The following is a 20,159-nucleotide window of genomic DNA, read 5'->3' as shown; positions in this document are numbered from 1 at the left end:
GCCCGGTCAGCCGCTCAACCCGCGGTATCTGCAGCCGAAGCGACGACAGGATCCATGCCCACGATGACGGCCGAGGCGCGTGTGGTGATATAGGCCGAGATCCTCTCGGCATGCGGATCGGGCGCGCTCGGATCGGCCCAAAGGTCCGCTGGAGCGACGATCCCGCCGATCGAGGCGAAGCGCGTGGTCGGGCGGTCCAGGAGCGACGCGAGAACGGCCTTGTCCTCCGCCGAGGCAATGGATCGAATCTCCCTGTTGTCCAGCGAAATTTCCGGCACGAGCAACCGCCATGAGAGGTCCGCGCCGTCCAGCTCCGCCGCGAGATCCCGTGCGAGGCTGCACTCGATCGGATCGAGCAGAGCCGACAGGACGACGATCGGGCGCCACGGCTCCTTGCGGCACAGACTAACGGCAGCCGGAACGGCGATCCCGCCGGACGTCTCCGGGCTCGCGACCACGCCGATGACGAGCGGCGTGACGGCGCCGTCCGGGGCTGCGACGACGACGTTGCCGAACAGGAACCGGACCTGGTCGGCGTCCTTTTCGATGTCGACGTCGGTGAAACGCGGGTCGTCGAACGGGATCAGCTTGTCGTGGATGCGACGCTCGTTGTCCCGCACCTCCCCGAAGCGCCACCCGTCCAGCCGGCGCTCGGCGCACCAGCGGTCGTGTTCCAGGCGCGAGAGGCGTCGCAGCAGGGCGTCTTCGGATCTGCCGGTGGCGATCGGCCTGATGACGTTCTCGTAGGTGTGCGGATCGACCGCGAAGGGGTTGGAGGATTCACCCGTCTCGCGCAGTCCGAGTGACCAGAGCTTGACCGGAAGGTGGGTCGCCGCGCTTCGGTTCGCCTTGCGGTACGTCTCCGGCAACCGCGACCAAGGCTGACATGCCGGGCCGTCGCCCGGGAAGGCTTCGCAATATTTGTCGTGCATCTTTTCGGCGAGACTATCCGCCCGGCGCGTGACGAGATCGAGCACGTCAGGGTCCTCATCGATCCCGCCAAGGACGGTCCAGCTTCGTCCGCGGTCGCGGGGGCGGCCCTTCGGCCTGACGAGGTCGAGAACCGCGCGTTGGCCCTCGGTGACGACGAGAGCGGCCGCGACCGCCTGCCCCTCCCACTCCTGCATGCGGGAGATCGAAATCATCGACGTCATCGCGGAGGCGGGATCCGCCAGCGCGATGACGATGAGGGTCACGGGCGCCGCGCCGGCGGCTACCGCAAGAGGTCCGGTCGGTCCCGTCAGCGTGAGCGGATCGTAGGACGCAACGTCGAGATCGGCGGAGACCTCGATTTCCGGCATGTCGCGATCGAGGATCCGACGCACGGCGAGCGGATCGGCATCGATGATCGTGACCCGCGGCTTGCCGAGACTGCCGACGATACCAGCCAGGATCAGTTCCTCCAAACATTCCCGCCCCAGAGAGGTGAAGCCGAGCAGGACGGCATGGACGCGGTCCTGCCCGCGCTCCTCGGCCAGAGCCCAAGGCCGGGCCGTCGCGATCGCAGCCGACGCCGCGAGGGCCGCCGTGCTGACGATCCGCGGACGGGGGGACAATCTCTTCGCCTGCAAATTGTCGTCCACGATCCGGCGAAAGGAGGGATCGCGCATATGGGCAACGATCTCAGGTCCGGCTCGTCCGTCCGAGGACACGGCGAGCGCGGCAACGACGGCGAGGGTCGCGGCATCGTCGGCCAGGTCTACGACCACCAGACGTGCGTTCCGGGCCCCAACGGCATGCAAGAGCGCATCGGGATCGCGCAGAAGCGTCACTTCCTGCACGGGCCCATCGGCCGAACCTGGCATCGACTCCACGCCGGCATGGACCAGTTCGGAAGAGGCGGATTGCTGCGCGGCGAGGCTTGTCGCGAACCGGCTGTCTCCGAGCACGACGACGTGGTCGCGTCTGCCATCTATGCTCATGCGATCGCTACCATACGAGCCCGCCCTCGGCCTCGCTCTCGGGTGAACGGTCCGGCTCCGGCCGGAGAGGATCCGCGCCGGGCGACAGGGTGGCGGACCGGGTCGAGGCCACGAGCGGCGAGGTCGCCGCCCATCGCATCCTCCTGACGAGGGTTTCGGCGTTGTTGGCGCGGAGCGGCCGCAGCTCCGGATGGCCGATAAAGGCCTGGAGCGTCTCGAGATCGGCATCGGAGCCGATCGCGATCGGAATGCGGATCGCTTGACGCCCCCTGTCCGAGGCATCGAGTGCGGTGATGCCGGCGCGCACGTCGTCGCTCGGCATCCCGTCCGACAAGAGCACGACCACGGCCGGCAGGTTGTTGGGGCCCTGCATCTCTGGAGCGGCTAGGGCTGCCGCGACCGCCTCGAGCGCGGCGCCCATCCGGCTTTCCCCGCCGGCCGTCAGATTAGCCCAGACGAAGCTTTCGACCGGAACCGGGGATGCGACCGGCCAAACCACCTCATCGCTGAAACAACAGACGCGGACCAGAACTTCGACCCCGGAATGCTCGATGGCGACATCTCGCATGGCCGGAATGGCGGCCTTTGCGGCCCAGTTGAGCGAACCCATGCGTTCGCCCGACATCGAGCCCGAGACGTCGACGACGAAGACCACGTGAAGCGCGGTACGTTCACGGTGGACGTCGCACCCGTATGACAGGTCAGTCATGTCGCTCGCCGCTGCCGCATCGTCGAGAGGGAGCAGCATCCCGTGCGCGCCCGCTCAGTATGCATGGACGAATATCGTGGCGCGCCAAGGACGAGCTTCATGCCGTCACAGGGCCGGACCGCACCGCCCGGCGCCACGGTCGCGTCGGCGCCATCCGACGGTAGACGTTTTTGCGCTCGCCGGAATAGAGAGAGAGCCCCATGATGGTCATGAGCACCATGAAGGTGGCAGAGACGTTCATGTAGATGCCGGCGTTGGCGCCCCTGCCGTGGAGCAGCGAGTAGAAGAGCGCGACGCAGGTCGTCCCCGTCAGCACGAAGGGGATGAGAGCCCGGCTCCGCAGGATGTTGATGCGGGTCGAACCGAGCGGCAGGAGTTCGGAGCGCGTCAGGGCATCGGGCAGGGCTGCCTGAGGCGGGAGCGGAGGTTCGGCCACCTGTCTCTCCTCCAATGGATGTCGCGCCGAAACACTGGCCCGCCAGGGCGTGGAACGGCGCCGGCCGAAGCCGGCGCCGCCGGTTCAGAAGGACTGGATGTCGATCGTTGCACCACCCAGCATCAGCGTGGTCCCGCCGGCCGCCGGCACGCTGCTTCCGGGCGGGATCGAGGTCGTCAGACCGGCCGCACTTGTCGCGACCCAGGTCGCCGTCCCGGTATTCCTGATCTCGAGCGCGTTGGCGGGGCCGGACGTGATCAGGCCAGCCGTTCCGGCCGGAACGCCGGCATCGGAGAAGAGCGACGAGAAGTCGATCGTCTGGTTCGGCGCGAGCACGTAGCGCGCCGTTCCGGTTCCGATCGACAGCCCGCTCGCCGGCACGGCGCCCACCGCCGCGTCGCCCGCTCCCGGAACCGCTCCGGGATTCGGAACGGTGGTGCGGGCCGTGAAGCCCACGGCCTTTTCCACCGCCGTCGCAATCCCGGTGAACATGCCGGCGACACCGGGTGCCGCCGGGGGCACCACGCCTGCAGGCGCCGCCGGATAGGCGGAAGCCGGCGGCGAGACCGCCAGGATGGAATGGCCGTCGATCGGCCCGCCGAGCCGCGAGACCTCGAGCTGCTTCGCCTTGAGCACGCAGGCGATGAAGAAGAAGAGCGAGATCGCGCCCGACACGTAGGTGCCGGCGCCTCCAAGGAGATGCGACGACGAATTCCAGAAGCCGTGCAGCACGGACGGCAGGAGCCAGCCGATCAGCAGGAGCTTCCAGATGGCTTTCGGATGACTGACGGCGAGACCGATGAAGTAGCCGAAGATGCCAGCCCAGGCCATGTGCCCGATGATACCGTTCAGAACACGCGGCAGAAGAAGCATCATGCCGAGCAGGAGCGAAAGCCCCTGATCGCCCTTCGTGTTCTTCATGACTTCCCCGATGGTGTTCGGGACATATTGCTGCAAGGTCTCGATCAGGATGAAGGCTGCGCCAGCCGCGGCACCCACGAGAATTCCGTCGACCGGGCCGTCCAGCGCAAGGTTGCGCATGACGGGGTTGCCGGGCTGTCCGGATTGGCGAAGGTGGAGCGCGATCGCGAGCCCGATCAGCGCCGGCACCGCCTTCAGCAGCTCCTCCATCAACCCTGCCCCGAAGAACATGCCGATGAAGGCCGACACGAAGCCCGTGGCGGCGATGTCGCCGGGCAGCAGCGTCCGGAACACATAGAAATAGGGCTTCAGCAGGAACCAGAGCTGGATCGCCGTGATGGCGGCCGGCACGAGATACCACAGCATGTTCTTGCGTTCGCCCATGTAAAAATACAGGCCGGCGAACATGGCAAAGACCAGGAAGGTGGCAAGCACCTTCATGTACATCATGACGTCTTCGCCCGATTTCATCGATCCCATGATCGAGAAAAGAAGCACGCAGGTCAGAGCGGTCGCGGCGAGCGGGATCAGAGCCCGGCTCTTCAGCATGCTGATCTTCTTCGAGCGGAACGGCATCAGTTCCGATCTCGATAGCGCGTCGTCTCGATAGGGCTGCTGTGGAAGCGGGGGCATCTCGGCCATCTTTTGTCCTTGCGAAGAACGGTCCACTGCGACCGCATGGATTAAAGGTTGAAAGCCGGATCGACACTCATGACGTCCTCGGCGAACCGCACACTCGCCGAGATCAATGACGTGCCATAAGGCCAAGCTTACTGACAAGCATTCCCGATCGTCAAAACTGCATTTTAACCCTGTTCCTCTCGCGATTAGTGGATTCACCGACGTCCGGCGCCGCGAACACCGCGATCGTGGCATCGTCGCGAGAGCCGCGACCCGATACTTCGGCGAGCCAGGGCTCGAGCTGGCGAAGCAGGGCGGGTAGTTGCGTCGTACGGAGCGACGCACGCACATGGCGAACGACGGCCAGGAATTGCGCGTCCTCGGGATAGGATTTCGACAGCCCGTCGGTCGAGACCATGACGAAGTCCGGCCGGCTCCAGGGGTGCGGCGGCGCGAAGAGGCGCAGGTGGACCCGGTCGATCGCGTCCGGCTGGCACAGGGAATAGGTTCCCGGTCCGATGAGATGCGGGTCGAGAGGGATAGCGCGATCGACCTCCCCGTCGGCCGGCGCCGCAAGGACGTCGCCGTCCCCGATCTGGATGAAGAGGGCGGCGTCGGGACCGATCGCGGCCGCCAGGCAGGTCGCTCCGTAGACGACATGGCTTTCGAAACCGGGGCGCTCGCGCAGAGGCGAGAGCCGGATGTCCGCCTCGACGCGTTCGCGCCAGCCGGCGACAAGGTCCTGGGCCAGGGTCGGTAGGGCGCGTCCGATTTCGCCCGGAGTGCTGCGCCGAGCGAGGTCCCCGAGAAGCGTCAGCACGGTCTCGACGGCGAACGTAGCGCCACGATCACTTCGGTAGTGACGCGAGGAGCCGTGGCCGTCGGCGACCGCGAGAAAGGTCCATGCGCCTTCGCGCGCATGGCCGACGGCGTCCTGGTTGGGCATGTCGGACCGCGCATGCGAGGAGCCCCGCACGCTGATGCCGCCTACAGGGCCGTCCACGGTCATGCGGCCGTCTTCGCGACCTGATCGGCACCGGCGACGAGGCCTTCTCTGCGGCCGAAATCGATGCCGAGCCCATCGAGAATGCGGATCGTGCGGCCCGGCACGATCACGATCGGCTTGCCGTCCCCCGTCCTTCCCTGCCAGGCCGACGGAGTCAGGTTGCGAAGCCCGACGATGGTCTCGTCGCTCGGATGAACGTCGACGCTCGCGACCGAGTCCCGGAGCGTGATCGCGGCCGTGCCGTCCACATGATGGGCATAGAGCTGCCGGGTCGGCAGCATCGGCACGAGATATCGGCCGAGCGTCATCCGAACGGGACGCGGCACGGTGGCCTGACAGGCGGGGCATTGCGGTTGCGGCGTGCCGGCGGGCGCGGGCTCGAGCGGGACCTCGAAGGCGCAAGCCGGGCAGCGGGTCACGGCGTCCCGGAGCCGGGCCATGGCGGCACGCCATTCCAGTTCGACGACACGCTCGTCCGGATTGCGAAGACCCTTGGTGAAGGTGCGCAGGAAGAGGTCGCGCAGGCTCGCCGGCATCGCCGTCCAGCGCGCCGTCAGCCAGTCGAAAAAAGGATCGCCGCCCGGCGGTCTGTTCGACCCGTCGCCAGGGTCGAACATGAACGGAGGCTCGCTCCGATAGAAGGCCGCGAGCGTATCCAGCGTCCGGGTCTCGAGCGCGGCTTCGCGCCTTCCGTGCAGCGGATGCCACTGGAACAGCGCGTAGAAGAACACGACAGCCATGGAATGGAGGTCGGTCCGGGAGGACGGGATCGCTTCGCCCCGCACGATCTCCGGCGCCATGAAGCCGGGGGCGCCCAGCACGCCCCCGAGCAGCCCCTCCGCCGTGATGTTGTCCGGATCGCAGATCAGGACCCCCCCGCGGATGGGATCGATGAAGAAGCCGCCGAAATTGATGTCCTGGTAGCAGAGCCCGCGCGTGTGCAGGTTCTGGAAGGACTCGGCGATCTCGTAGCAGACGGTCGCCCAGGTCTCGAGGGAGAGAACGAGCCGATTCGGAGGCGGCGAGCGGATATCGCTGAAGGGCCGCCGGTCCTCGCTGACCACCGGCATCACGTAGCCGAACTCGTCCCGTCCGTTGATCGTGGCGAGGTCGATCGGAAACAGGAAGCGCTTGTCCGGCGGCTCCTCCGAGATCAGGCGCTCGATCCGGGAGCGGAGGGTCCGATCGATCTCGACGACGTGAGGGTGATACCATTTCAGCGCGAGCTGCCGGCCGCCCACGTCGCACATGTAGACCGCGCCCTGCCCTCCCTCGCCGAGCTTCCTGCCGACGATGCCGGCCGCCCCGGCATTGCGCAGCTTGAATTCCTGGCCGAGCGCAAGCTCGTTCGGTTTCGACCCCCAGAGGCGGAGCATCCTGGCCTCCTAGTTCGATCTCGGTTGGTCGGAGGTGCGGGGCGACCCGTCGGGCAGGCGCGGCACGCTCTTCGCGAGCGCGACCTCGACCGCCTTCAGCGCCTCCTCACGCGAGAGCGGAAGGGCATGGAGCGATGCGGCGCTCGACTTCTCTCGAATCAGCGGGTGCAGGGACCAGGCCGTGACGATGCGGTCTTCGGGGTCGAAGGCGACATGGCCCGGCACGCCCGCCATCCAGGGCGGCGTGAGCTGGGTCAGGAATTGACCGCTCGCAAGATCGTGCAGGTCGACGGCGAGCATGTCCTGCCGAACGATCGCGACGCGCTGCCCCCGTGAGACAGCGAGCTGCAGGATCGTTCCCCGGGGCTTCTGGCCCGGCAGAGCCGTGGCTTCGAAGGTCTCGTCGGAGGGCGGGGAGACCGTCCAGACCTGCTCGCCCTTCGCGGTGACCGCCAGCAGCCCTCCATCCTGGAGCGCGAGGAGGATGCGGTCGGCGTCGAGACCGAAGGCGATCTGGACGACGTTGCCCTTCTGACCTGGCCGCAGCGGCCGAACCGCCCCGGATTCCACGTCGAGACGTTGCGGACCATCCGGCCCGACGAACGCCACGTGACGGGCAGACCGGTCGATCGCGACCGGCGCCTCCGCGGAGGCGACGATCGGATGCGAGCCCGCAATCCGGCCGGTGCGAGCGTCGAAGGTGAAGACTTGGTCGCCGGTCACGGCGACGACGCGCAAGCCTTCGGGATCGAGGCCGACGGCCCGGAGGCCGGCAAGACCTGGAACCGACCAGAGCGGCCGGCCCGTCTTCAGGTCGAAGAGGGCGGCACGATCCGAGGTCGCGACGACCGCACGGTCTGCCGCACCGCGAAGGACGATCGAGGCGCCATCGGTCGGCGGCAGGACCGGCACGACGGAACCGTCAGCATCGGCGCGGAAGACCTGCACCTTACCACCACCCGTTGCCGGCACGTAGGCGCCATCGGGCTCGCCCAGACGCCAGTCCTCCCCCCAGACTGCCCCATCGACCCGCGAGTCCCCCGGCAAGACCGACATCCCAGCCTTGCTTCCGAACAGGAGGCGCGGCATCGATCCGGGCAGCGACGCAGCCGAAACCTGGTTGCCGGCGGCCTTCACCAGTCGGGCGGCGCGATGCTTGCCGCCGACGACGTGCCAGACGAAGATGCCCTGGCTATTCTTGCCGTTATAGGTGCAGACGAGGAAGAGCGTGTCGCGGGACAGCTTGCAGCTCTGCAGCTGCTCGTTGTTGAGGTCGGCGGCCGAAATCCGGAACGTGTCCAGGACGAGCGGCTTCGCCTCCTCGGAAATATACGCGATGCGCAGGTCGATGCCGGTCTCAACGCGCCGGCCCATGATCGAGAGCACGTCCCCGCTCCGGTCGGCGCCCGTGAAGGCGAGCCCGAGCACCGAATCCAGGGTGTCGCGAGGATAGTCGAAGCGACGACCATCCGACTTCACCGATTGCAGGTGCAAGGTCGAGTGGTACAGAACCCTGTCGCGCGCCGGGTCGGGGTTCATCTCGACCAGGACGAGCAGGCCCTGCGCCGCGATCATGTCGGCGAGGTTTCGGTCGATCCCGGCCTTCTCGGCGGCGAGATGAATGTCGAGCGGCTGGCCGAAGGCTGTCGCGTCGCGGTCGAACTCCCGGATCTCGGCGCCGTAGCCGGCCAGGACCTTGCGACTTCCCCGGAAGCGGACCTGGCCGACCAGATAGCCGTCGCGGGGCGCCGGATACCGTATGAGCGCAGTCTGAACCGGCGCATCGAGGTCGATGAAGCTGATCGCATTGCCGGTCCCGATCACGACGGTCCGGCTCGCCTCGTCGATGTCGAGCCCTGTGATGCGTTCCTCGAAGCCGATCTTGGCGCGCAGGCTTCCGGTCGCCGCCTCGACGATGAAGACGTTCTTCACGCTCGACATAACGATGAGGCCCGCCGAGGGCACGCCCCGCAGGTGCAGCGGCAGCACGTCCTCGGGAAGCTTCATGATGGGACGGACGTTCCCCGACGGGAGGTCCGCCAGCACGATCCCGGCCCTCATATCCGCGTAGACGAGGGTGTCGTTGCCGAGAAAATCATGCGGCAGGGTGTGTCCGCCGCCCTTCGGCCGGTCGATATGCAGCACCTCGCGATAATCGGCGAGCGCCTTCAGGAGGGCCGGGTGGCTGGCACTCCGTTCACCTGGGTCGAGCACGTCGTTCTCGGTCTCGCCTGCCGTTGCGGCAATGGAGAGAGCGCGATGGAACTCGCTTCGGTCGGCGGCGAGGTCGGCCTGGACTGAAAGCGTCCTGGCCGTTCCGCGCTTTGCTTCCCGAAGAGCGGCGAGCGCCCTCGCCTTCTCGCCGTCGGCGCGGTCGCGCTCGCGCTCGGCATCGCGCCGCGCCTGATCGGCGGCGCCTCGGGCCTCGCGCTCCGTGGCCTCGGCCGCTCGCGCGACGACGCTCTGCTCCTCGGCCCGCCGCCATTGAAGGCTCGCCACCGCCGCGATGCCGGCGAAGATCAGGACCAGGATCGAGGCGGCAACTGCGAAGGAGCGCCGCCGCCAGCGCTCGGCGGCCTCGGATTGCGCCACATAGGCGCCGAGCCCCGCGTTTCGCGGGACTTCCCAGCGCCGGACGAGGTCGGTGCCCTCGGCGAGGTTGAGCGAGGCGAGCAGGGTTCTCTTCTTCTCGGCCGGACTTGCGGCCTCCGACCATCGCCGCTGGAGGATCTCGAGCCGCGCCCGGGTCTGGAGGTCGCGCCGGTCGGTTGCCACCTGCTCGCGTGCCGCCGGCCAGTTCTCGAGCAGCGCTTCGTGCGCGAGCCGGACCTCGGCGACTCCGCCCCGTTCCGAGGCGACCAGCAGGCGGTTCTCCTGGGCGAGGAAGGCGTCCACGAGGCGCGCCTCGGGCCCGCTGGCCGGAAACGCGTCGAGCCGCGCCGGGCGGGAGGTTGCCGTGCCGTCGTCCGAAGCCGTAACAACGGCCCGGAGCATGCGCGGGAGCGCGGCGGCAGCTTCGGGATCGCGGGCCCGAAGGGCCGACAACGCCGCGTCGGCTCGCTGTGCGACCGCGCCCTTGAGCTCGCCGAGGGCGCGGTAGCCCTCGAAGGTGAGAGTGCGCCCGCCGGCATCGACCACGTCCCGCTCGTAGAGCGACTGCAGCATCACGGAGAGGAGTGGCAGCGCACCGGGCTCCTCGGAGGCGGCCTGCGAGATCACCGCATCGAGCCCGACGCCGCTCTCGGAATCCTTCTCGAATACGATCCCGGCTGCGGCGGCCGGCCGCCGCACGATCTCGATGATCTCCGCCCCGCCCGGAGCCGGTAGATCCAGCCGGGCGCCGGATTCGACCAGCTGGATAAGCTGCGGCAGCTCGGCGGCGCGATGCCAGAGATCGTTCCGCATGGTGGCAACGACCCACGCCACGCCGGACCTCGCGAGGCCGAGGAGGATGCGCACGAAGAGCGCGCGTCGAGCCGGATCGAATTCGCGGGTGAACAGCTCCTCGACCTGGTCGACGAGGATGACGAGCCGAGCCTCCTCGTGTGGCAGGAGCCCCCGCTTCGCGCGGCCCTCGGCCGCGATCCCGGCGAGCGCCTGCCTGAAGCTGTAGGCGGGGTTGTCGGCGATCGTCTCGAGATGGCCAGCGAGATCGGTAGCGCTCATGCCGCCTGCGGCAAGCTCCGGCAGGCCTTCGTCGCGGCCGACATCGCCGGCGAGGAGTGCCTCCGCCAGGCTCCGAACGGGATCCATCCCGTTCTCGCCCGGCCGGAGCACGACCCGACGCCACGCTCCGACGCCCGGTACCGCCTTTGCGGTGAAGAGGGCCGGCAGCAGGCCCGCACGGGCGAGCGAGGACTTGCCGGAGCCGCTCGCGCCGAGGACCAGCAGGAAGGCCGTTCCACCGGCGGCTGCTGCCTGAAGGCGGGTCGAGGCCGCCCGAATCTGGGCGTCGCGGCCGAAGAAGATCGGCGCGTCGTCGAAATCGTAGGCGGCGAGCCCCTGGAAGGGACTGCCGTGCAGCCACGTCACCTCGCCGAGGCCCGCGTCGCTGCGCAGGCCTTCGGCGATCTTCGCTTCGATCATGGCGACGAGGTCGGCTTCCAGGATCTTGTCGAATTCCTCGAGCGACCTGAACTTCTTCGAGCCCGAGATGAACTGTCCGCCGCCCTCGAAATGCCGCCCCCAGAACCGCTCGAGGGCATCCCATTGCCGCTCCTGTTCGGCGCGCTTCCCGGCGTCGGCGAGCGAGGCCTGCGGGTCGCCGAGCTTGCGATAGGCGAGGAGGTCGGGCGCACCGCGGAGCTGTTTGGCTTCGAGCGCTTCCTCGAACTCCCATTCCGTGCCGGTCACCGGCGTCCGGCCGTCGATGCCGCGATACTCGCGCGACGCCGTGCGTTCCGGGAGCGGCGTTCCGAGCCGCGAATACACGACGAGCACCAATACGTCCGAGCGACTGGGCGGCTCGATCGCATCCTGGAAATGGCCGGACGCCAGCATCGGCTCGTATTCCCAGAGATACGGCTCGACCCGGAAGAAGCGCTGGTAGTCGCGGGCGAGCTTCTGGACGACGAGATGCGCCCTGAGCCGCTCCTCCTGCACGTCGCCGGGCGAGGAGATGAAGATCCGAAGGGTTTTGCGCATGGTGTCGCTGTTCGATCTACCTGCGGCCGCGCAGCGCATCCGCGCCCGCCGCTCTGTCTAGGCCCGGATGCCAAGTCTGCAAAGAAGCTTGGCCGTGGCGCGGTCGCAGGTTCATGCTGTGGGTCATGGTCGGGATGTGTTTCGGCCCGATGTCGCGCGCCGCGCCGGGGTTTCGCCGTCTGTCACGTGACGGCTCCTATCGGTCGCCTGCCTTTCCTCCCGCGGTCCGCCACCCATATTCGGGGCGACGATGATCACCCGGATTTCGGCGCCCCGTCCTGATGTCGGCTGACAGGCTTCGCCGCGCTCTCCGGGACAGGCTCGGCGCCCTGCAGCACCTGCCGGCGCTGTTCAAGCTGGTCTGGGCAGCGAGCCCGCCGCTCACCGTCGCCAGCATCGTGCTCCGGCTTGTCCGGGCGCTGCTGCCCGTCGTGATGCTCTACGTGGCGAAACTGATCCTCGACGCCGTGGTGGCGGAACGCGCCCTCCCGCATGCCGCGCTCGGCCCGGCGGAATGGTTCGGGGATGGCCACCTGAGCCGGATCGGGTTTCTGGTCGCCCTCGAACTCGCGCTCGCGATCCTGTCCGACCTCCTCGGCCGCTCGACGACGCTGGTCGACGGCCTGCTGGCGGAGCTGTCGAGCAATGCCATCACGCTCCGCCTGATGAGCCATGCGGCGACCCTTGATCTCGAGCAGTTCGAGGACAGCGCGATCCAGGACGGGCTCGAGCGCGCCCGCCGGCAGGTCGCCTGGCGATCGAACCTGATCTCGCAGGTGCTCGGGCAGGCGCAGGATGCGCTGACCGTCGTGTCGCTCGCGATCGGGCTCGTCGCCTATCTGCCCTGGTTGATCGCGCTCCTCGTCCTCGCGCTCATCCCGGCCTTCCTGAACGAGCTGCATTTCAACCGGCGCGGCTACCGCCTCGCGTACCAGCGCACCCCCGAGCGCAGGCAGGTCGATTACCTGCGCTATCTCGGGGCCGGGGTGGAGAGCGCGAAGGAGATCAAGCTCTTCGGGCTGAACGATTATCTCACCTCGCGTTTCCGCACCCTCGCGGACCGCATGGTGGCCGAGAACCGCAGCCTCGCCGTCGACCGTGCGGCCTGGGGAGGGCTCTTCGCCGCGCTCGGGACGGTCGCCTATTACGCGGCCTATGCGGTCATCGTCTGGCGCACGGTCGCGGGCGCGTTCACGATCGGCGACCTCACCTTCCTGGCCGGCTCGTTCCTGCGCCTCCGGGGGCTGATCGAGGGCCTGCTTCTCGGGGTCTCGCAAATCTCCGGGCAGGCGCAGCATCTCGACGATCTCTTCTCCTTCTTTCAGGTCGAGCCGCGGATCCGCTCACCGGCGCAGCCCGCGCCCTTCCCTCTCCGCATGGTCGAGGGCTTCCGGTTCGAGGATGTCGGCTTCCGCTATCCGGGATCGGCGACATGGGCCCTCAGACACCTGAACCTCACGATCCGGGCCGGAGAGGTCGTGGCGCTCGTGGGCGAGAACGGGGCCGGCAAGACGACCATCGTGAAACTGCTGGCCAGGCTCTACGAGCCGAGCGAGGGCCGCATCCTCCTCGATGGCCGGGACCTCCGCGACTACGACCTCGAAGCTGTCCGGAGCCGCATCGGCGTCATCTTCCAGGATTTCGTGCGCTTCGACTTCACGGCGGCGGACAATATCGCAGTGGGCCGCATCTCGGAACGGGACAACCGCACCCGGATCGAGGCTGCCGCCCGGCGGAGCCTCGCCGACGGCGTCGTCTCGCGCTGGCCCGCAGGTTACGATCAGCTGCTCGGCCGCCGCTTTGCCGACGGCGTCGACCTCTCCGGCGGCGAATGGCAGAAGATCGCCATCGCCCGCGCCTATATGCGGCAGGCCGAGATCCTGATCCTCGACGAACCGACCGCGGCCCTCGATGCGCGAGCCGAGTTCGAGGTCTTCAAGCGTTTCGGCGATCTCGCCGAAGGCCGGACCGCCATCCTGATCTCGCATCGCTTCTCGACGGTCCGGATCGCGGACCGCATCCTGGTCCTCTCGGGTGGCGAGGTGATCGAATCCGGCTCTCACGACGAGCTCGTCGCGCGAAACGGCCGTTACGCGGAGCTGTTCGAGTTGCAGGCGGCGGGTTACCGCTGAGAGCCTTGCTGCCGGCAGGCCTGTGCGTCGCTCTATGATCGCCGCGATTGCGAAAGGCGGCCAAGCTGCCGGTGCTGGCGGGTTGCTCAGGCCGCCCGGGCCCTCATCGGCTTCTGGAGCAGACCCCGCACGCCCGCTGCCGGGACAGGCTGGCTGAACAGGAAGCCCTGGATCTCCTGGCAACCTGCCCTGCAGACGAAGTCGAGTTGCTCCTCCGTCTCCACGCCCTCGGCCGTCACGGAAATCCCGAGCGCCGCGCCGAGATTCACGACGGCTTGGAAGATCGCGGCCGTGGTGGCGTTTTGGTGATTGTGCACGAACGACCGATCGATCTTGACGCCGTCGAGCGGGAAATTCTGAAGATAGCTCAGCGAGGAATACCCGGTTCCGAAATCGTCGAGCACGATGCTGATTCCGCCGCCGCGCAGCGCCTGAAGGGGCAGGAGGGCGGATTCGCTCTCGTTCATCAGCACCGTTTCGGTGACTTCGAGCTGGAGCCGTCTCGCGTCGAGGCCGGAGAAGGCCAGCGCCGAGAGTACGTGCGCCGTGAGGCCCGGATCCTCGATCTGGATCGCCGACAGGTTCACGAGCACCCGCGTGTCGGCTGGCCAGGTCGCGGCCTCGCGGCAGGCCTCCCGCAGCACCCAGGCGCCGATCGGGACGATGAGCCTCGTATCCTCCGCCAGCGGAATGAAATCGCCGGGCGGGATGAGGCCGCGCGCGGGATGGCGCCATCGCACCAGCGCTTCGAACCCCGTGATGGTGTGGTCCCCGGCATCCACGAGAGGCTGGTAGTGGAGTTCGAACTCGCCGCGCGCGAGCGCATGCCGGAGGTCGAATTCGAGGGCCTGACGCGCCTGGATGGCGAGGTCCATCCCGGCTTCGTAGAACCGTACGGTGTTCCGGCCGTCGCTCTTCGCCCGGTAGAGAGCAAGGTCGGCGCTCTTGAAAATGTCGTCGGCACCCGGGCCGTCCGCGGGTGCCACCGCGATCCCGACACTCACCCCTACGGATGCGACCTGGCCGTCGAGATCGTAGGGCTGCCGAATGTCTTCCACGAGGCGATGGGCCAGCGCAGAGGCCGCATTCGGCTGCACGCCCCCGATCTGGATGACGGCGAACTCGTCGCCGCCGAGCCTCGCCACGACGTCCTCCGACCGAAGCGCGGACGCGATCCGGCCGGCCACCTGGCGCAGCAACGCATCTCCGGCCTGGTGCCCGAGCGTGTCGTTCACGTTCTTGAAGCGGTCGAGATCGAGGCTGAGCACGGCGAAGCTGCCGCCCTGCCGCCCGATGTTGGCGAACTGCTCGACGAGCCTCTCGCGAAGCAGCGTACGGTTCGGCAGGGACGTCAGCGCATCGTGCCGGGCCATGTGATACGAAAGGCGTTCGGCCTCCTTGCGAGCGGTGACGTCGGTGTAGGTGCGGACCGCACCGCCATTGGCGAGAGGGACGGTGCGGATCTCGAGTACCTTTCCGTTCGGTCGTTCCCGCTCGTAGGTATGCTGCGTCCGTTCGAGGCCCCCGCTCTGGACCCATAGCCGCAGAGCCTCGTCGGATTTTCGAAAATCATCCTTGTCGATCTGGAACCGGAGAACCTCCGTGAACAGAGGCCGCGTGTCCATGAGTTCGACGGGCAGGTCCAGCAACTGCCGGGCGCGCTGATTGCAGATCGGAACGCTTCCGTCCGCTTCCACCAGCATCAAGCCCTGGTCCATGTTGTCGAGGGTCGCCGTGATCAGGCCCGCCTGGTCTGAGACCTCGCGGGTCCGATCCTGCACGCGCCGCTCGAGGTCGTGATTTGACTGGATGAGCGCTTCGGCTTGCTCGGCCAGGCGTGTAGAGGCGTCCGCGAGGGCTCGTCCGATCAGGTTCGTCTCGACGAGCCTCGTTTGCGGGACGTCCACCGGCTGTCCGCTGCCCAAGGCCCCGGCGACGGATGCGATCTGCCGATGGGACAGGATGATTCGCCGGGCGACGAACACCGATGCCGCGACAGCGATCAGACCAAGGCCCAGCGCGAGTGACCCGAGCCACCACAGCGACCGGTAGAGCGATGCGTCCAGGACAGCCTGATCCACCCCGACCGCAAAGAACCAGCCGGACAGATCGGATCGCCGGTACGTGCCGTAGACCTGGACGCCCTCGGGATTGCGTCCGGTCCATGTCCCCTCGCGCCCAGGCGCCTGGGCAAAGCCGGGCAGGACCGTGCCGACCCGGGCCTCGTCATGGCTTGCGCGGGCGATGATGAGCCCGTCTCGGTCTGCTATCGAGCCAAAATACGGAGCCGCGATTCCGGCCTCGCGCAGCATCGCGGAGAGCGCAGCAGGCCCCAAGCTGGCGGTCAGCGTGTAGCAGGTCTCGCCGCCGCATTTCACGGGTACGACGATTCGAGCGAGCCAGGCGCCCGCCATCACGCCCCGATACAGATCGGCGATCATCGGCCGGTTGGTGGTGAGAACAACCTGGTCGGCGGAGTAGTTCGGCACCCGCGGGAGCGGTGTTCCCCAAGGCACGCGCGTGTTGATGATCTGCTGCCCATCTGGCTTGCGCATCACGATGTTCAGGCCCTGGAGGTCCAGCAACTCGCGCGATTGCGCGTCCAGGCGCTCGAAATCGGCCGCCTCGATGGCGGGCGAGGTGGCCAATGCCTGCAGCATCGCAACCTTTCCGGCCAGGAACCTGTCGACATGCGACAAGGCCCGCTCCGTCGTCTCGCGCGTCGCGGTCTGGAGCCGAGCCCGCTCGGCGGTGACCCATCGGGTGGTCGTTACGGCTGCGAGGACGAGTGGCGGCACCGTCATCGCCGCGGCGAGAAGGAGCACGTAGAAGATGAGCGGCCGCGCTCGGACCGACGTCGCCATGCCTGATCCCACTCCCGGCAGCGACCGGCTGGCGGCTACGCGGGTACAACTTTCGATCTGGCACGGGAGTGGTAAATAAACCGGTGAACGTTAGCTTGGAACGTCGATCAAGGTACCGTGACCACGAGCTTGCCGCGGGCTTGCCGCGAGGCAAGCATCGCAATCGCCTCGCCGCCCCGGGCGAGCGGGAAGCGGGCCGAGATCTCGGGACGGATCCGCGCCTCCGCATAGAGCCTGAACAATTCCGCCAGCGAGGCCGCGTGCCGGCCGGGCTCCCGTTCGACGAAGCCGCCCCAGAACACGCCGACGACGTCACAGCCCTTGAGCAAGGTCAGGTTGAGCGGCAGCTTCGGGATACCGGCCGGAAAACCGACGACGAGGAAGCGGCCCCGCCAGGCGATCGCCCGGAGGGCGGGTTCAGCATAATCCCCGCCGACCGGATCGTAGATGACATCGGCGCCGCCGGGCCCGCAGACACGCTTGAAGGCGTCGGCCAGCGCCTTCTTTCCATCCGCGTCGAAGGGTCCTGGGGGATAGACGAAGCCCTCCGATGCCCCGCGACCCAGAGCGAGCGCCAGCTTCTCCTCGGATGACACCGCGGCGATCACGCGCGCGCCCAGCGCGGCTCCGATCTCGACGGCAGCGAGGCCGACACCGCCTGCGGCGCCGAGCACGAGCAGCGTCTCGTCAGCCTGAAGCCGCCCGCGATCGGCGAGGGCGTGATGCGACGTGCCATAGGTCATCAGGAAGGCCGCGGCCTCGTCGAAGGGCATCGCATCCGGGAGCCGCGCGCAGCGCTCGGCCTTGGCCAAGACCTTCTCGGCCATGGCGCCATGGCCGGGCATGGCGAGGACGCGGTCCCCGATCGAGAAGCCCGTGACGCCCTCCCCCACCGCGTCGACAATTCCCGCGGCCTCGGCGCCCGGCGAGAACGGTCGCGGCGGCCGCATCTGGTACTTGTCCTCGATGATGAGGACGTCCGGGTAATTGACGCCGACGGCCTGGACGGCGATCCGCACCTGTCCGGGCCCGGGTTGGGGCTCGGCGACCTCGTCCAGAACCAGCGTTTCCGGTCCTCCGGAGGACCGGCTGAGCAGCGCTTTCATGAATCCCTCGTCAGATTGTCGGGGTCGCGGAAGACGGCGGTGCGGCGCTCCATGTTGGCCCGCACGGCCTCGATCTGGTTCGGCCGGCCGAGTATCGCCTCCTGTTCGGACGATTCCGCGAGGAGGATACGGGCTGACCGATCGTCGTCGGCGAGGTTGAAGAGCCTCTTCGCCGCCCGGATCGCGTCCGGGTTGCGGGCGGCGATCACGCGGCCGGTCGCAAGAGCCTCCTCGCGAGGATCCGAACAGACCCGGGTCGCGAGGCCGAGCGTCACGGCCTCCTCTCCGGAGACGATCCGGCCGCCATAGGTCAGCTCGCGCATGACGTCGGCCCGGACGAGGTCGCGCAGGAGAAGCGTGCCGCCCATATCGGGCACGATCCCCCAACGGATCTCCATGACGGAGAGCTTGGCATCCGGCGCCACGTAGCGGATGTCGGCTCCGAGCGCGATCTGGAGGCCGCCGCCGAACGCGCTTCCGTGCAGTGCCGCGATGACCGGCACGGGCAGGCCCCGCCAGCCGAGCGCCAGATGCTGGAACATGTTGGCCGGCCCATGCGTCCGGTCGGCGAGGCGGCCCGGGACCAGGCCGCCGCCCTCGCCCGACGCGAGAGCCGCGAAACTCGCCATGTCGAGGCCGGCGCAGAAGGCGCGTCCTTCGCCCGAAAGCACCACGGCCCGAAGCCCGGGCTCGCCCCCGAGGCGCTCGGCGGCGGCGAGAAGCGCCGCCATCATCGCCGGGTCGAGGGCATTCATCTTGTCCGGCCGGTTCAGCCGCACATCGGCAATCCCGCCCGAGATGGCGATCGACACGCGATCCGCGCTGCCGGCTGCAATCTCCTGTGCGCCCATGCAGACCCCTCCCCTCTTGACCAAAGCACGACTTCGTCGGCCTCGTCACGGGGCAGGAGCGAAAGCATGGCCGACGATCCCGAGGTGATCCGCGCATCAGCGCTGAAGCCCACGCCGTGGCCGAACGGCCGCGGCGTCACGCGGGATATCGTCCGGCATAGCCTTCCGGCGGGTGGAATCGACTGGCTCGTCAGCGTCGCGGACCTCACTGAGGACGCGCCCTTCTCGCACCTGCCCGGCATCGACCGGGTCTTCACGATCGTCTCCGGCGGTCCTGTCGACCTCTCCCTCGGCGACGACCCAGCGATCCGATGCTGCCTGCTCGTGCCGACCTGCTTCCCGGGCGACCGGCCGACGCGCTGTGTCATGACGGGCAGCCCGAGCCGGGCCCTGAACGTGTTCGTCGACCGCGTCGGCCGCAGCGCACGTGTCATGGCCCATGCGGTTGCAGCCGGGCATGCCGTCCGGACAGGGGCCGCGGCTGCGGCGGTGTTCTGCGCCCATGGTTCCGTCGACCTGAAACGAACACGCCTAGAGCCGGGCGATACGCTGCTGAAGGTCGGGGCAGCCGAGATCCGGGCCATCGACGGTCCGGCCGCAATCGTGACCGTCGAGATCGAGTCGCTCGCCTGAGCCGACAGCCTACCCCTTCGCAGATGAAAGGACGATCCGATGCCACTCGCCGGTCAGGGCATGCTGATGACGTCGATGGACGTCGACCCGGAACACGAGCGCGAGCTCAACCTCTGGTACGACCGCGAGCATATCGCTGAGCGCGTCGCGATCCCAGGCTTTCTCGAGGCCCGGCGCTACGTCGCCGAAGATGCACGGCCGAAATATCTCGGCCTCTACTCGACGGCCGCGTTCGAGGATCTGTCGAGCGAAGCCTACCGGCGCGCGCTCGCAAACCAGACCGAATGGTCGCGGACCAATCTTGCCCGGTTCCGCAACATGGGCCGGGCGGTCGCCCGCATCACGGCGAGCCGGGGCCAGGGCCGGGGTGCCGCGCTCGCCATCCTCCGTCTACGCCCGCAATCGGGCTTGGAGCCCTCCCTGCGGGAGCGCCTTGTGACGCAACTCGATCCCGGCCGGATCGACGACGTCATCTCGATGCACCTCCTCGAGAGCGATCCGGGCCTGTCCGTCTCGCTGACCGAGCCCGATGCCCCGAATCCCGGAGCCGCGGATTGGTATGTCCTGATCGAGGGAACGCGCGTCGAGGCCGTGACCTCGCTCGCGGACGAGCATTTCACGGAGGCCGCCGGCCAGGATGCGGAAACCGTATCGCAAGGCACCTACCGGCTGATGTGGGACCTTGCGAGGAGCGATCTGTAGAAGGGCGCCCTAGTAGCGCTCGAGCCCTCGACCCTTCACGCCGCCGAGCTGCCCGGGCTCGAGCCCGCCCTCGGGATCGTAATAGCCGGCGGCCTTCTTGGCCTCGATCTCCACCGACGCGTCGGGTGGGACGAGGCCGGCGGGAAGTGGGACGCGCTCGCCGACCTCGATGCCGGATCCCACGATGGCGTCGTATTTCATGTTCGACATCGACATCAGCCGGTCGATGCGGCGGA

Annotated in this window: 13 protein-coding genes and 1 pseudogene; 3 read left to right on the top strand and 11 right to left on the bottom strand. The window is 68.1% G+C overall.

What is annotated here, in order from left to right; genetic code table 11:
- Positions 1-14: 14 nt before the first annotated feature.
- From ACFE87_RS14800 to ACFE87_RS14770, 7 genes are all read right to left on the bottom strand, one after another.
- Positions 15-1,922, bottom strand: a complete 1,908-nt coding sequence (locus tag ACFE87_RS14800) for a hypothetical protein (protein ID WP_375460415.1) — start codon at positions 1,920-1,922, stop codon at positions 15-17.
- A gap of 7 nt (positions 1,923-1,929) precedes the next feature.
- Entirely contained in the window at positions 1,930-2,631 is a 702-nt protein-coding gene (locus ACFE87_RS14795) for a VWA domain-containing protein (protein WP_375460414.1), read from the bottom strand.
- A 97-nt stretch (positions 2,632-2,728) separates the two neighbouring features.
- Positions 2,729-3,067, bottom strand: a complete 339-nt coding sequence (locus ACFE87_RS14790; protein WP_375460413.1) for a hypothetical protein — start codon at positions 3,065-3,067, stop codon at positions 2,729-2,731.
- An 84-nt stretch (positions 3,068-3,151) separates the two neighbouring features.
- Entirely contained in the window at positions 3,152-4,630 is a 1,479-nt protein-coding gene (locus ACFE87_RS14785; protein ID WP_375460412.1) for a PrsW family intramembrane metalloprotease, read from the bottom strand.
- 151 nt (positions 4,631-4,781) lie between these two features.
- Complete coding sequence (locus tag ACFE87_RS14780) at positions 4,782-5,618, bottom strand: PP2C family serine/threonine-protein phosphatase (protein WP_375460411.1); 837 nt, start codon at positions 5,616-5,618, stop codon at positions 4,782-4,784.
- Entirely contained in the window at positions 5,615-6,991 is a 1,377-nt protein-coding gene (locus ACFE87_RS14775; protein WP_375460410.1) for a hypothetical protein, read from the bottom strand. The genes ACFE87_RS14780 and ACFE87_RS14775 overlap by 4 nt, the downstream gene beginning before the upstream one ends.
- A 9-nt stretch (positions 6,992-7,000) precedes the next feature.
- Complete coding sequence (locus ACFE87_RS14770; protein ID WP_375460409.1) at positions 7,001-11,635, bottom strand: AAA family ATPase; 4,635 nt, start codon at positions 11,633-11,635, stop codon at positions 7,001-7,003.
- A 281-nt stretch (positions 11,636-11,916) separates the two neighbouring features.
- Between ACFE87_RS14770 and ACFE87_RS14765 the strand changes: the two genes are divergently transcribed.
- Positions 11,917-13,767, top strand: a complete 1,851-nt coding sequence (locus ACFE87_RS14765; protein WP_375460408.1) for an ABC transporter ATP-binding protein — start codon at positions 11,917-11,919, stop codon at positions 13,765-13,767.
- An 86-nt stretch (positions 13,768-13,853) separates the two neighbouring features.
- Here the strand turns inward: ACFE87_RS14765 and ACFE87_RS14760 are convergent, their stop codons facing one another.
- From ACFE87_RS14760 to ACFE87_RS14750, 3 genes are all read right to left on the bottom strand, one after another.
- Complete coding sequence (locus ACFE87_RS14760) at positions 13,854-16,631, bottom strand: EAL domain-containing protein (protein WP_375460407.1); 2,778 nt, start codon at positions 16,629-16,631, stop codon at positions 13,854-13,856.
- Positions 16,632-16,738: 107 nt separating this feature from the next.
- Positions 16,739-17,737 (bottom strand): NADPH:quinone oxidoreductase family protein, encoded by a 999-nt coding sequence (locus ACFE87_RS14755; protein WP_375460406.1) that lies wholly within the window; start codon positions 17,735-17,737, stop codon positions 16,739-16,741.
- Positions 17,734-18,588, bottom strand: coding sequence for a crotonase/enoyl-CoA hydratase family protein (locus tag ACFE87_RS14750; RefSeq protein WP_375460405.1), 855 nt, complete (start codon positions 18,586-18,588; stop codon positions 17,734-17,736). The genes ACFE87_RS14755 and ACFE87_RS14750 overlap by 4 nt, the downstream gene beginning before the upstream one ends.
- 66 nt (positions 18,589-18,654) lie before the next feature.
- Here ACFE87_RS14750 and ACFE87_RS14745 point away from each other — a divergent pair, with 66 nt between their 5' ends.
- Together ACFE87_RS14745 and ACFE87_RS14740 are read left to right on the top strand one after the other, a co-directional pair.
- Positions 18,655-19,221 carry a HutD family protein gene (locus tag ACFE87_RS14745; protein ID WP_375460404.1) on the top strand — a complete coding sequence of 189 codons (567 nt, stop codon included), beginning with the start codon at positions 18,655-18,657 and terminating at the stop codon, positions 19,219-19,221.
- Positions 19,222-19,260: 39 nt separating this feature from the next.
- Positions 19,261-19,923 carry a hypothetical protein gene (locus tag ACFE87_RS14740; protein ID WP_375460403.1) on the top strand — a complete coding sequence of 221 codons (663 nt, stop codon included), beginning with the start codon at positions 19,261-19,263 and terminating at the stop codon, positions 19,921-19,923.
- A 9-nt stretch (positions 19,924-19,932) separates the two neighbouring features.
- Here the strand turns inward: ACFE87_RS14740 and ACFE87_RS14735 are convergent.
- Positions 19,933-20,159: pseudogene (locus tag ACFE87_RS14735) on the bottom strand (hypothetical protein); the annotation flags it as partial.

It is taken from the genome of uncultured Enterovirga sp., assembly GCF_964242715.1.
GTDB lineage: Bacteria > Pseudomonadota > Alphaproteobacteria > Rhizobiales > Beijerinckiaceae > Enterovirga.
The sequence above is the reverse complement of the archived record's forward strand: the minus strand, read 5'-3'. Positions and strand labels throughout refer to the sequence as shown.